At 63.6% G+C, this 13881-nt stretch carries 12 protein-coding genes; 7 read left to right on the top strand and 5 right to left on the bottom strand.

The annotated features are described in order from the left end of the window. Positions 1–26: 26 nt before the first annotated feature. Positions 27–1376: an 8-oxoguanine deaminase gene (locus tag ACVWY3_RS02005; protein ID WP_456836956.1), complete on the bottom strand. Its 1350-nt coding sequence runs from the start codon at positions 1374–1376 to the stop codon at positions 27–29. 148 nt (positions 1377–1524) lie between these two features. Here ACVWY3_RS02005 and ACVWY3_RS02000 point away from each other — a divergent pair, with 148 nt between their 5' ends. Continuing rightward, positions 1525–2352, top strand: a complete 828-nt coding sequence (locus ACVWY3_RS02000) for an FAD binding domain-containing protein (protein WP_456836955.1) — start codon at positions 1525–1527, stop codon at positions 2350–2352. After that, complete coding sequence (locus tag ACVWY3_RS01995; protein ID WP_456836954.1) at positions 2349–5090, top strand: molybdopterin-dependent oxidoreductase; 2742 nt, start codon at positions 2349–2351, stop codon at positions 5088–5090. The genes ACVWY3_RS02000 and ACVWY3_RS01995 overlap by 4 nt, the downstream gene beginning before the upstream one ends. 67 nt (positions 5091–5157) lie before the next feature. On the opposite strand, the gene uraD is transcribed toward ACVWY3_RS01995, so the two are convergent. From uraD to ACVWY3_RS01975, 4 genes are all read right to left on the bottom strand, one after another. Continuing rightward, the gene (gene uraD, locus ACVWY3_RS01990; protein ID WP_456836953.1) at positions 5158–6045 is read right to left on the bottom strand and encodes a 2-oxo-4-hydroxy-4-carboxy-5-ureidoimidazoline decarboxylase; all 888 of its coding nucleotides are present in this window, start codon (positions 6043–6045) and stop codon (positions 5158–5160) included. Positions 6046–6049: 4 nt separating this feature from the next. Further along, positions 6050–6985: an allantoinase PuuE gene (gene puuE / locus ACVWY3_RS01985; protein WP_456836952.1), complete on the bottom strand. Its 936-nt coding sequence runs from the start codon at positions 6983–6985 to the stop codon at positions 6050–6052. Beyond that, positions 6986–7399, bottom strand: a complete 414-nt coding sequence (locus ACVWY3_RS01980; RefSeq protein ID WP_456836951.1) for a DUF3830 family protein — start codon at positions 7397–7399, stop codon at positions 6986–6988. It lies immediately after the preceding gene. A gap of 87 nt (positions 7400–7486) precedes the next feature. Beyond that, positions 7487–7765, bottom strand: coding sequence for a hypothetical protein (locus ACVWY3_RS01975; RefSeq protein ID WP_456836950.1), 279 nt, complete (start codon positions 7763–7765; stop codon positions 7487–7489). Positions 7766–7988: 223 nt separating this feature from the next. Here ACVWY3_RS01975 and ACVWY3_RS01970 point away from each other — a divergent pair, with 223 nt between their 5' ends. From ACVWY3_RS01970 to ACVWY3_RS01950, 5 genes are all read left to right on the top strand, one after another. After that, on the top strand, positions 7989–8207 hold the full coding sequence (locus ACVWY3_RS01970; RefSeq protein ID WP_456836949.1) for a hypothetical protein: 219 nt from the start codon (positions 7989–7991) through the stop codon (positions 8205–8207). 353 nt (positions 8208–8560) lie between these two features. Beyond that, positions 8561–9661 (top strand): IS4 family transposase, encoded by a 1101-nt coding sequence (locus tag ACVWY3_RS01965; RefSeq protein WP_456836948.1) that lies wholly within the window; start codon positions 8561–8563, stop codon positions 9659–9661. A gap of 392 nt (positions 9662–10053) precedes the next feature. Further along, positions 10054–10398: a hypothetical protein gene (locus ACVWY3_RS01960; RefSeq protein ID WP_456836947.1), complete on the top strand. Its 345-nt coding sequence runs from the start codon at positions 10054–10056 to the stop codon at positions 10396–10398. 2429 nt (positions 10399–12827) lie between these two features. Continuing rightward, a complete protein-coding gene (locus tag ACVWY3_RS01955) occupies positions 12828–13319 on the top strand; it encodes a response regulator (RefSeq protein WP_456836946.1) in 492 nt (163 codons plus the stop codon). Next, entirely contained in the window at positions 13217–13453 is a 237-nt protein-coding gene (locus tag ACVWY3_RS01950; RefSeq protein ID WP_456836945.1) for a DUF6894 family protein, read from the top strand. The genes ACVWY3_RS01955 and ACVWY3_RS01950 overlap by 103 nt, the downstream gene beginning before the upstream one ends. Positions 13454–13881 lie beyond the last annotated feature (428 nt).

Below are 13881 nucleotides of genomic sequence, written 5' to 3'. Positions count from 1 at the left end.
CGCCCCCTCCGTTTGTTCGGCCTCGATCATCCCGCCTGCATGGCCCGCGCCGCCGCGCTGTGACGGCGGATGAGATCGGCAACATCAAGGCCCGGGATCGCCCCGTCGACCACCGCCCATTTCCCCGCCACCATCACCCGGTCGGCGCGATGCGCTCCGCACAGCACCAGCGCGGCCAATGGATCGCCGTGGCCGGAGAAGCGCAGCTCGTCGAGCTTGAACAACGCGAGATCCGCGGCCTTGCCGATGGCAATCTCGCCGAGTTCCGGCCGGCCGACACAGGCTGCCGAACCCTTCGTGGCCCAGCGCAGCGCATCCTTGTGGCTGACCTTGCTCACGCCATAGCGGGCGCGCTGCAGCAGGAACGCCGCGCGCACCTCCTGCATCAGGTTCGATCCGTCGTTCGAGGCGGAGCCGTCGACGCCGAGTCCGATCTGGACACCGGCCTCCTCCATCTCGCAGACCGGACAACAGCCAGAGGCGAGAAGCTGGTTGCTGCACGCGCAGTGACTGATGGTGGTCTTCGCCTTGCCGAGCCGCTTCATCTCCGCGGCATCGAAAAAGATTCCATGGGCAAGCCAGGTGCGCGCATCGAGCCAGCCGCATTGCTCGAGATAGTCGAGCGGGCGGCAGCCATACATCTCCTGGCAGAACTTGTTCTCGTCCTCGGTCTCGGCGAGATGGGTGTGCAGGCGCACATCGAGCTTGCCCGCGAGATCGGCGGTCGCGCGCATCAGCGACGTCGTCACCGAGAACGGCGAGCATGGCGCCAGCGCGATCTGCACCATCGCATCGGCGCCGCGCTGGTGATGTTTTGCGACCACGCGGGCGCTGTCGGCAAGTATGGTGTCCTCATCCTGCACGACGCTGTCAGGCGGCAGGCCGCCGTCGCGTTGTGACAGGTTCATCGAGCCGCGCGTCAGCAGCACGCGCATACCGAGCCGCTTTGCGACGGCCACCTCGATATCGATGGCGTCTTCGAGTCCTGCCGGGAACACGTAATGATGATCCGTGGTGGTCGTGCAGCCCGACAGCAGCAATTCGGACATCGCCGCGGTGACGCCGAGCTCCAGCGCTTCCGACGTCAGCTTCGCCCACACCGGATAGAGCGCCTGCAGCCAGGGGAACAGCTCGCGGTCCATTGCTGCCGGCAGCGCGCGGGTCAGGGTCTGGTAGAAGTGGTGATGGGTGTTGATCAGGCCCGGCAGCACGACATGCTCGCCCGCATCGAACACCGCGACATCCGCCGTCGCAGGCACGCCGCCGGTCGGCACAAGCTCGGCGATCCGGCCATCCCTCACCACGACACCGCGCTCGGCACCGTCTCCGAGAATGGCGAGCGGATCCTTGATCCAGACCGGATTTGCGTCGCTCATGATCCCGCTTCTCCTCACATTCGCGCGACGGACACCCAATGCGGCCAAGTGCCCGAACGCCCTCCCGCCGTGACTTGTTTGTTGCGACTTGGCTCCGGTCTTGCAAGACTCATCCCACGATTCACCGGGCGAAAGCGCTGGCGCAGCCATGGATTTGAATACCATCACGACGGTCGCCCATCCACAAACGCGCGCGCAGCTGCCTGTCTGGACGGCTGGCGATGCCTGGCTTGCAGGCGGCACCTGGCTGTTCTCGGAGCCGCAGGTCCACCTACGCCGGCTGATCGATCTCACCGACCTGAAATGGCCAGCGCTGACGATCACGGACAGCCATCTCACCATCGCCGCCACATGTACCGTCGCGCAGCTCGATGGCCTCGCCTGCCCGCCCGACTGGCTCGCGGCGCCCCTGATCGGCCAGTGCTGCCGGGCCTTCCTCGCCTCGTTCAAGATCTGGAAAACGGCGACGGTCGGCGGCAATCTCTGCATGTCACTGCCGGCAGGTCCCATGATCTCACTCACCGCCGCGCTCGACGGCGTGTGCACCATCTGGAAGGCCGGCGGCGGCGAGCAGAAGATTGCCGTCGTCGACTTCGTCACCGGCAACCAGCGCAACCGCCTGACTCCGGGCGACCTGATCCGGCAGATCGATGTCCCGATCGCCGCGCTGAGGCGCCGCACGGCGTTTCGCCAGATCTCGCTCGCTCCGGTCGGCCGTTCGGCCGCGCTTCTGGTCGGCAGCCTTGATGTCGACGGCACGCTGACGCTGACGGTCACGGCATCGACGGTGCGGCCGATCCAGCTGTCGTTTCGCAAAGCCCCGGAGGCGAGCGCGCTTCGCGAGGTGATCGCGCAGCAGATCACGGACGATTTGTACCACACCGACATCCACGGCAAGCCGCTCTGGCGCAAGCACATGACGCTACGGCTTGCCGAGGAGATTCGCGCCGAACTCCTCGGGGCAATGCCGTCATGAGTGTCGAGGTCAACGGCAAGTCGTTTTCGGATCAGCCGCGCCCAGGTCAGTGCCTGCGGACGTTCCTGCGCGAGCTCGGCCATTTCGGCGTGAAAAAGGGCTGCGACGCCGGCGATTGCGGCGCCTGCACCGTGCTGCTCGACGGCGAGCCCGTGCATAGCTGCCTGATCCCGGCGTTCCGCGCCGAAGGCCACGCCGTCACCACGATCGAAGGTCTCGGCGGCGATCACGGCGCCCATCCGATGCAGCAAGCCTTCCTCGATGCGCAGGGCTTTCAATGCGGCTTCTGCACCGCCGGCATGATCCTGACCTGCGCCTCGCTGAACCAGGCGCAACGCACCGATCTCGGATCGGCGCTCAAGGGCAATATCTGCCGCTGCACCGGTTATCGGTCGATCGAGGACGCGCTGCTCGGCAAGCTCAATGTCGAGGAGAGCGTCGAGCCCGGCGCCCCGTTCGGCCGCAGCCTGCCGGCGCCCGCAGGCCCCGACGTGGTCCGCGGCAAGGCGCGCTACACGTTCGACACCGCCATCGAGGGCCTGCTGCACATCAAGCTGCTGCGCTCGCCGCATGCGCACGCCAGGATCGTCGCGCTCGACAAGTCGGAGGCGCTGCGCGTCCCCGGCGTGCACGCGGTGCTGACGCATGAGGATGCGCCCTCGGTCCTGATCTCGACCGCGCGGCACGAGAAGGACTGGATGGATCCCGAGGATACCCGCATCCTCGATAACGTCGTCCGCTTCATCGGGCAGAGGGTTGCAGCGGTCGTGGCCGAGAGCGAAGCCGCCGCCGAGGAGGCGTGCCGCCGCATCAACATCGATTACGACATCCTGCCGGCGCTGATCGATCCCGAGCAGGCGATGGTGCCGGGCGCGCCCGTTCTTCATCCCGACCGCACCAGCGCGAACCGCATCGCCGATCCCCAGCGTAACCTGGCAGCAGAGACGCATGGCGAGTTCGGCGATGTCGCCGCAGCACTTGCCACCTCTGCAGTCACCTATGAGGCCACTTTCCACAGTCACCGCGTGCAGCACGCGGCACTGGAGACCCATGGCGGCCTCGCCTGGCTTGATGCCGCAGGCGTGCTCAATGTCCGCACCTCGACGCAGGTGCCGTTCCTGACCCGGCGCGCGCTGTCCGACATCTTCCAGCTTCCCATGGATAAGGTCCGCGTGTTCTGCGAGCGCGTCGGCGGCGGCTTCGGCGGCAAGCAGGAGATGTTCGTCGAGGACATCCTTGCCCTCGCCGCGCTCAGGACGGGACGTCCGGTCAAGCTGGAGCTGACCCGCGAGGAGCAGTTCATCGCGACCTCGACACGGCATCCGATGCGGGTGCACATCAAGGCCGGCGCCGACGCCGACGGCAAGCTGACCGCACTGCAGCTCGAGGTGCTCTCCAATACCGGCGCCTACGGCAATCACGCCGGCCCGGTGATGTTCCACTCGCTGTCCGAGTCGATCGCCGTCTATAACTGCCCGAACAAGCGGGTCGACGGCTACGCCGTCTACACCAACACGGTGCCGGCGGGCGCGTTTCGCGGCTATGGGCTGCCACAGACGCAAATTGCCATCGAAGCCGCGATCGACGAATTGGCCAAGCAGCTCGGCATCAGCCCCTATGACATGCGCCGGCGCAACGTCGTCAAGCCGGGCGACCCCATGCTGTCGCCGCCGCCGTCCGAATTCCACGACGTGCTCTATGGCTCCTACGGGCTCGACCAGTGCCTCGACCTCGTCGAGCGCGCGATGCAGGCCGACGGTCCGCAGCCGGCGCTGTCGCCGGAATGGCTGATCGGTGACGGCGTGGCGCTGACCATGATCGACACGGTGCCGCCGGCCGGTCATATCGCCGATGCCATGATCGCGCTCAATGACGACGGCGGCTTCGATCTCACCGTCGGCACCGCCGAGTTCGGCAACGGCACCAGCACCGTGCACCGGCAGATCGCCGCGACTGTTCTCGCGACCACGGTGGACCGCATCCGTCTGCGCCAGTCCGACACCGCCCATGGTGGCCACGACACCGGCGCCTATGGCAGCGCCGGTACCTTCGTTGCGGGCAAGGCGACGCAGGCGTCCGCAACGCAGCTTGCGACCGAGCTGAAGGCGGCTGCCGCCAGTGCGTGGCTCTGCGACACCGCGGGCTGCACGCTCGCCGACGAGGCGGTCGTCAGTGGCGTGCGGCGGATGCCCTTCGCAGAGCTCGCGGCTTTCGCGCGCGAACGCGGCCGGCCGTTCGCCGCCACCGGCAATTCCGGCGGCACGCCGCGCTCGGTCGGCTTCAACGTGCAGGGCTTTCGCGTCGCCGTGAACAAGGGCACCGGCGAGCTCAAGATTCTCCGCAGCGTGCAGGCCGCGGACGCGGGCGTCGTCGCCAATCCCATGCAGTGCCGCGGGCAGGTCGAAGGCGGCGTCGCACAGGCGCTTGGCGCTGCGCTGTACGAGGAGATGGTGATCGACGCCGAGGGGCGCGTCACCAACCCGAAATTCCGCGACTACCACCTGCCGTCCTTTGCGGACGTACCGCGCACGGAAGTCTTCTTCGCGGAGACCTCGGACACGATCGGACCGCTGGGCGCGAAGTCGATGAGCGAGAGTCCGTATAATCCGGTCGCGGCTGCGCTCGGCAACGCCATTGCCAATGCCACCGGCATCCGCTTCACCGCGCCGCCGTTCAAGCCGGATCGGCTGTTTCCGGCGCTGCTCGATAAGTTTGGGGGCTTCGACCGGATTCGATAGCAGCGACCATGGCGACGCCATGCTGCCTCGCCTCGCCTGCGGGGAGAGGCGAAGAGCGTGCTTGCAATCAGCTCCCGCGATAGGTCGAGTAACTCCACGGCGTCACCAGCAGCGGCACGTGATAGTGGCCTTCGGGCTCGCTGATTGCGAACTGCAGCGGAATCTGATCGAGAAACGGCGGATCGGGCGTCTGCACGCCACGCTCAGCGTAATATTTTCCGACGCTGAATCTCAGCTCGTAGCGACCGATCGGCAGTGGCCGGCCGCCGATCAGCGGCTGGTCAGTGCGGCCATCCGCATTGGTCACCGCCCGCGCGATCACACGGTTGGCGCCGAGATTCGCAAGCTCAACGAGCTCGACTGCAATACCGGGCGCGGGCTTGCCGGCGTGATTGTCCAACACATGGGTCGAGAGCCGGCCGTGTACATTCAACTTGTCGTCGGCAATCACGAGCTGATCGAGCCGCAGCGCGGAGATGCGGCCGATCTCCTCGATCGCGCGCCGCGTCTCGGTTTTGGCAATGTTGCGCAGCCGCGTCTCGAAGTCGCGCAGGACGGAATCCTTGGTGTGACGGCGTACGCAAACGATGTAGGGGAAGCCGAATTTTTCACGGTAGGCGCTGTTGACGCGCTCGAACGCCGCGTATTCGGCATCCGACAGCCGGTCGAGGCCGGCGCTGTTCTGCTCGTCGGTCGATTCCGCCGTCAGGCCCGCAGCGCGCTGGGTCTTGTTGGCGAGATCTGGATGGGCGCGGATCAGCGCGAGCTGCACGTCAGGCTCGGCACTCTGGATCGCCGCCACGAGCGCGATGTGCAACTGGTTGATGCCCGCGAACGGCCGCTGCTCGGCAAGCTTCTCCGCGATCCACGGCGAGTATTCGACAACATTGGCGAGCGCGGCGACGAAGTCGGCCTGGCTGGCGGCATTGAGATCGGCGAGCGAGAGCTGCGGCATCGCGTTACCCGATCTCGAACGCAGCAGACGCGAGATGAGCATGCTTGTCGTGCCAATGCTGCGCGATCTGGAGCCGGGTCGGCACCCAGACGCGCTCGTGCTTGCCGATATAGTCCAGGAAGCGGATCAGGCCCGCGGCGCGGCCGGGACGTCCGGCGAGACGGCAGTGCAGCCCGACGGACATCATCTTTGGCGCAGTCTCGCCTTCGGCGTAGAGCACGTCGAAGGCGTCCTTCAAATAGGTGTAGAACTGCTCGCCTTCGGCAAACCCTTGCGGGTTGATGAAGCGCATGTCGTTGGCGTCCAACGTATAAGGAATGATGAGCTGCTTGCCCTTTGCGCCCTTGACCCAATAGGGCAGATCGTCGGCATAGGAGTCGCAGAGATAGAGGAAGCCGCCCTCCTCCATCAGCAGGCGGTTGGTGTTGATCGAGGAGCGGCCGGTGTACCAGCCGAGCGGCCGCGACCCGGTCACCTCGGTATGGACGCGGATCGACTCGCCGATCTCGGCGCGCTCCTGCGCCTCGGTCATGTCCTTGTGCTCGATCCATTTCAGGCTGTGGCTGGCGATGTCCCAGCGCGCCTCCTTCATCGCCGCGACAATCTCGGGATTGCGCCTCAGCGCGGTGGCGACGCCGAACACGGTGGTCGGCCAGTTCCGCTCATTGAATATCCGCCACAGCCGCCAGAAGCCGGCGCGCGCGCCGTATTCGAACATCGATTCGATGTTGGCGTGGCGCTGACCCGGCCAGGGCTGCGCGCCGAGCACGTCGGACAGGAATGCTTCCGAGGCGCGGTCGCCGTGCAGGATGTTGTTCTCGCCGCCTTCCTCGAAATTGACGACGAACTGCACCGCGACGCGCGCGTTGCCCGGCCATTGCGGGTGTGGCGGGTTGCGACCGTAGCCGCGGAGATCGCGCGGGTAGCGGGCGTCAGTCACTCAGACTTCCTCGAAGCGGATTGGCAGCGCGCCTTTCCACAGCACGCTCTTGCCGAGAGTCGCGAGATTCTCGAGGCCCGAGGTCAGCGTGATGAAATGGTTGCCGGCGAGCTGGCCCATCTTGCTGGCGAAATGCACGCCGCCATAGGCGAGCAGGATCTCAGTCTCGCTGATGCCGCCGGGATAGAGGATGATCTGGCCCGGCGCGGGATAGCTGGTGTGGTTCTCGTAGCCGACACCGAAATCGAGATCGCCGAGCGGCATCCACACGCCCTCGCCGCTCCAGCGCACATGGATGATGTGGCTTTCGAACGGCAGCGCCTTGCGGAATGCGGCGACCGTCTTGGGCGCCAATTGCTCCTCGAAGCGGGCGTCGAAGGTGAAGTCGCCAGCGCGGATAATGAGTTTGCTCATCTCATCTCTCTGGGTCGGGGCGATGGCCCCACGGGAATTTTCAAGCAAAGAGCATTCCATGGGCCGTCGCGCAAGTGGCGCGGACCTTCACCGGCGGTCGTAGGACCAGCCGAAGATGCCGCTCCGCCGCACCTCCGGCTCCGCCTCGGTGGCGGGCGGCGGCGCCTCCTTCGCTTCGGCCTGGGGCGGCGGCGCGGGCGCTGCCGGAAGGTTCTCGCATTTCATCGAGTAGACCAGTTTGCCGTCCGCCGTGCGCCCGATCGGAGCGCAGGGGTCCGGATGCGCAGCCGTGGCCTTCGGGGTCAATTTGACCTGCGCGGCCGCCGGTGAGGCCGTCAACAACAGGACCAGCAGATATCTCGACATCGTTGTCGCCTGGAAAGCCAATTCGGCCCATTGAACCGGATTGCGACGGGCGAGTCCACCGCGTTACGGGTGTGATTGCCGAATATTTAGCCGAGATGAAAGAATTTGCTCGCTCCAACGTGAACGCGACGCCGCTGATATTCGGAAAGGCGCATCGCCATGTCAGCGGCGACGACGAGCACACAAGACACCCCAGCCGGAGCGTCGTCACGGGAGAAACGACATGGAAAAATTCTTCGCCATTCTCGGCGGCGCCCTGATTGCCGCGGCCACCATCCAGGCCGCCGCGGCGAGCGACCGCCGCGACGTCCGCAAGGCGCAACCCGCCCCCGTCACCCATTCAGTGCGCGACTCCAATGCCGCAATGTGGCCGTCGCAGCCGACCACGCCCGACTGGTCGCGCTACGCCAATGGTGCGATGTCCGCACCGGCGGGACGGTGATGACAATATCAATTCCGTCATCCGCTGCGTAACGGCGAAGCCGTTATCGCTGGAGGTGCGTGGCATGGGACGCAACGTGTCCCATGCGGAGCCTAAGGATGTACGGCCGAATTGCAGCCGGGCCATCGCCCTCTAGTCTGCAGCGCTGCGCACGGCAGAGCGCGCGCCTCCAGGGTGACGGTGACAGATTGGCGCTCGTTGCACATGTTCAAACACGCCTTCGCATCCTCGCGGCTGATGTCGCCCGAGCTTTGCTTAACCTCTCCACCCTCGAATCCAAGAGGGCGCAGGGAAGGCCGCATAGGCGTTAAGTTTATTCTTGAGTGTTGGAATCACACGTGATTCCAAGGGGCATGGCAGACGAATCGCTTCTAAATGAGGACTGGACGAGAGTGGTTGCGCAGCTGGGTGGGGCTGAGCAGCTTGAGATAAGCGCGCGCCAGACGAAGGCTTTCGCGCGGCGGCGCCAAATTCCAGACGCGGTGGCGTTGCTTCGGCTGATGCTGGCCTATTGTTTAGGGGAAAGAGGATTGAGATCGACAGCTGCGTGGGCGGCTTCTGTTGGCCTTGCGGACCTCAGCAGCGTGGCGTTGTTCTATCGCCTGCGTCAATGTGGCGATTGGTTTGCAGTGCTGGTGGAGAGCTTGCTCGATGCGGCAGCGCCGAAGGCGAGCCGAGGCCGCCTGATCCGCATCGTCGATGCGACGACAGTACCTCAGGCCGGGCCGACTGCCCGCAGGAGCAGTGAGCTTTGGCGGCTTCATAGTGCATTTGATCTGCCAAGTGAGCGCTTTGGTCACTTCGAGCTAACGGATCAGCAAGAGGGCGAAACGTTTGACCGGATACCAGTAGTCAAGAACGAGATCCGCATTGCTGACCGCGCTTATCTGCAACCTGACCGCATCGCGGCTGTCCGCGCGGCTGGTGCCGACGTTCTGATCCGAGCAGGCTGGAAGAACGCGCGCTGGCTTGATGCCCAAGGCCTTCCATTCGATCTGATGGCCCAATTGCGTGCGGCAAAGGCACGCGGACTGATCGATCGGAGGATTTGGATCAAACGCAAGGACGGGGCGCCTCTGGCTATGCGTCTGGTTGCGGTCAAGAAGCCCACCGGTGCGGCCGCGGCTTCGCGTCGTAAAGCTCGGCGAGACGCACGAGACGAAAACCGCATCATCTCCAAAGGGACTCTGGAAGCCGCGGATTGGGTCATTCTGGTCACGTCGCTCGCACGGGACGAGTTCTCCGCCAAGGATGTGCTTGCACTCTATCGACTGCGATGGCGGATCGAACTTGGCTTCAAGCGACTGAAAAGCCTGATTGGTCTCAAGACACCGCCTGGAACTGATCAGCGTTCGGCGAAGCCCTACCTGCTGGCTCACCTCTTGATTATCCTGCTGCTCGAGCCGCTTGTCCGCGACTTCGAGGACTCTCCCCACTGGAAGCAGGCCGCCTGACGACACCTGGCGGTTGGCGTATCTTGCAACAACTCGTTGCATCCTTGCTGCAAGCAATCATTCCACAACCAACCATCCGCCGCTTGCGCCGCAGTAAGCGAGCGCTCGGGCGGCACCTGCGCGAGCCTCCCCGAAAACGTCAATATCAATCAATGCTTGCGCTACCTTAACGCCTATGGGGAAGGCCGGGTGCCGGCTGGCACCCACGGTCCACTGTGCGAAGAGTAGCGCGAAAGAACCGCACAGCAGCATACAGGTGAACCCCAACACACGGCCTTCCCTGCGCGATGGTTGGACGGCTTATGCCGTGCTCTCCCGGGAGCCGAGTTCGTTCTGGCCTCCCTCACCCTGACAGAAGTCGCCGGCAGCACGCCGGTTGACGCGACTGCCGCATGAGTTCGGCCCCCCGACAAAGACTTTTACTGGTCCTCGAGGACTTCCGCGACGGCGCGGCCTTCCGCGAGACCGACGAAGGCATCGACCATTCCACGCCGATCGATGACCTGCTCAGCGGGCAATATGACCGGGTGCTTCGTTTGGTCGCCTTCAACCCGGCCGAGGGCTGGTCGCGCGACGCGCCCGAAGACATCGCGCGCGAGCTCGAGCACCGCATCGCCTCCGATGGGCTTGAGATCTCTCCCGCGTTGAAGGATTTCGCGGAGAGACAGCTTGGCCGCGCGATCGGCGTTCAGCTGGCACTTCCGCTGCGACACGCAAACGCACACATCCGGCTATGAGCCGCGAGCTCACGCTCCCAAAGCTCGCACACGCGTCCTCCGGTCTCGTCTTCCAGCCCCGTTGAGGCGGAGCAACGCCTGAAGGAAGAAAGCCCCAGCCACGGAGCTCGCTGACAGCGAGACGAACCTGGTGCATCCAACCCGGAACGATGGTCCAAGGCGAGACTTGGCTCTGCATGCGTTTCCGACGCATGAGGCTCTCCGACGGATAGCCCGAGCGGCCCCAGCCCTGGGCCAACGTCCAGGCCTGGGGCCGTTTCATTACACAGGCCGCCAAGATCAGCCGCCTCTTGTTAGGCCTGGGCGTCTGAGAATCCGCAGCAGCCCGAGACGGCCGGGATCAGGCCTGGGAAAAACATGCAAACAATTCATGTTTGTTAATGCCGGAACAGCTAAGCGATGGGAGCGTGCGTTCACCGGGGCTGGCGTCTTTCATGTCGTATCAGTTTTAAAACCCGGTAGGGCCCTGTTCCCGAGCAGGGCCCTTACTTTGTCGACTCCCAACTCGGGCCGAGCAATGCCCAGCTATCCCCAATGACCGAGCCGGCCTCTTTGAAGCGAGCCATGGTGGCTGGTCCTAACAGGATGACCGTTAGATTAAATTTAGTACACTCTATCATTTGAGACTCCGGGAGTGAATCCCGGGCGGGACGCTATAAACCGGCGTGCCGCGTTGAGTATGGTGCGTCGGGCGGTCTCGGTGCGTCTCGGTCCTCCAGCCCCGGAGATGCCCGGGACCGTTCGTACCCGAAGAGGGGAATTCGGACATCGGATGTCGCCGGACCTCGCCCGGCTGCATGTTCAATGAAGCTGTCAGGTCCGCACCCAACTCCAGTTCAACTAGGCTTGCTGTCCAACCTTCGGGAATGGTCGCGAGCACTCGATCCACAGCAGCGCCTCGCTCCGTCGCTGCCAGCCAGCGCTGGTGTTCGCCGCTGTCGGTTCTGACCCGAACCAAATAAACCCGTTGCAGGCCGTATAAGTACCAAAACGGGCTTAGGTTTCTGTGAGGCCGCCTTAGTTCATCTTGCCGCGTAGGTTCCTGATGATCTCCCGCAGCTCCGCACCGTACTGCTCGATTAGCGCCGCGCCTTAATCAGCCAGGACGGCTTGGCTTCCTTATCCTCAATCTGTTTGTCGGGCCGGGCATGGCTCGATGGTCCGGCGCGGACGCATGCACCGCTTAAGATAAATCAAGCCTCCCGATCGTTGTGCATGGGGAACGGCTCGTGCGTCTTGCGACCTAGGAACGTGTCTGGCTTGGGCAACTTGAGCGCTTCAGCCGCTTGCGCCGTCATTTGCCGAATGCGAGCGCACTCTTCTGCGATCTCGGAAGCCAGTCCGTGTATTTGCTCGTGAGTAGCCGTGACGGCGCTCCCTTCGCTTTGCAGGCGGGAGCTCTCTCGGTCTCTCAGCCACCGACGCCTACGGGCAGAGCCTTGGGCGGTGATGAAGGGTAAACTACCTCAGGGCTGTTTGGTTCAAAACTGAGCTTATGGCTCAGGCGATTGCCAACCATCCGCCAAGAGCTTGTATTCGCGAGCCATTTCCAACAGCTCCAGCTTGGCCGCCGGGGTAGTTGTGACGGCTGCCTGATGGCGGCAGAGGGCCTCAAGCGACCGATAGGACTCGGATCGAGGATGCATCAGGAGCACCGTGGCCCTCGATGCGGTTCGCGTCCATCACTTGTGTTACAAAGTATACATTCGACGATGTGCGCCAGACCCAGCGGCCTTAGTCGTTCTCAGTCCTTGCTTGCTCGATCGCTCTTTCGAGCTCTGCGGCGAGGACCTTATAGTGAAAGACCACCCGCTCGAACGCCGCTCGCTTGATCTGCGACTTGGCCGTATCTCACTCACATTTTCGATCTGCTCGCGCAACGTGGCGAGATGTTCGAGCATGTCCTTCATGGCACGTTCCCCCTCGGGAACTAGCTTAGGGGCCAATCAGGACGCGGGCAAGTCAGTTCAACACTCGGAATCAAATAGGGAGGGGAGCGCTTACAGGAATAGCGGCTCCCGGCCACCTGGAGACACTTCTATGGGAGGGTCACAAGGGCCGGAGCCACCTTCCGCCTGAGCGCGGACAGGCATCCTGCACGAAAATCAGTGAGCAGCCGTTAAAACAGATCAAGTGATTCGCAATTGCCAGTCCCCCCTCTATTTCTAGGTAGACGATTGGAGGCGGCCGTGCTGGACATCGAAGGTCAGCTAACCACGTGTCGCGCTCGAATTTCGGAATGCGAAAAAAATTCGCGATCGAGCGATCGACCTTAAACAGCGTGAGCTGTTCGCGAAGCTTGCTGATCAGCACAAAGTGCGAGCTGCTGAGGCAGGAGACGTCACATTGAACGAGCTCCGCACCATCGCACTGCAAGCAATCCCGCAGGCGACGAAGATCATTCGTCAATAACAGGGGACGAGGACAACATGGCTCGTGTGCTGCTGGTGGAGGACGAAGCGCTCATCCGGATGATGGTAGCGGAGATGGTGACGGAGCTAGGTCACACAGTCGCTGCCGAAGCCGATGATGTATCAACAGCCCTTGAGCGCGCCCGGCGCGATGGGTTTGACGTCGCCATTCTGGACATGAAGCTAGGCTCCCGAGCGCGGAGCCCGTGGCCGACGCTCTCGCCCGCCGCAACATCCCCTTCGCGTTTGCAACCGGATACGGCAATGCTGGGCTGCCGGAAGCATTTCGAGACCGTCCGTACCTCACCAAGCCCTTCACGGCGGAAGTGCTCGAACAGTGCATTTCGAAGCTATTGTCGGCGAGATGACCCGGAACAGGGTGAGAGAAGCCGCGTTGCTCGTCCAAGATGCCCCGCTATTTTTTTCACGTCCGACATGGACAAAAGCATATTGATCACGAAGGTGAGGAGTTGCCCGACAAGCAGGCGGCTTGGAAGGAGGCCACGGTGATGGCCGGTCAGACCCTCCAAGGGCTAAACGGCAACTTGCACCCGGGGCGCGAATGGCGGATGGAAGTCACGGACGAATTTCAGAACGTCCTTTTCGTTTTGCATATTTATGCTGAGAAGCCACCGCAGCCATGAACTCCGAGACCGCAGCGAAGATATACCGTCCGAAAGCGGAAGAATGCCAACGAGCAGACATCCACCCTGATTGATGAGCGATCAAGCCAGGTCGACAGAAGTTCAGAGGTACGATCCGAGAATAGACCGGATGGCAAAGAAGGAGCCAGCCGCGGCAATAGCCGTCGCAGTTATGGCGACGGCGATTCTCCCAGTCTCGTCCAATCGCGCCTCGTACAGAAACTGAAGTCGTGGCGGCCCCAGCATCGGGCCGGGGGCATGATGATGCTGGGCCTCCGGACAGGCTCTTGCCTCGTGGGACTGAGGCCGTCACCGGCAACACAAGCGGATGTTGGTCGCTGGGTTCCTTGGATTGCTCCATATTCCCAGAAGTGTGCCCCCATCCACACACGACGAGTGGCGAAGAGAAAGCCTGGGGCTATGGCCAA

It is taken from the genome of Bradyrhizobium sp. USDA 4486 (genome assembly GCF_054057995.1).
The sequence above is the reverse complement of the archived record's forward strand: the minus strand, read 5'-3'. Positions and strand labels throughout refer to the sequence as shown.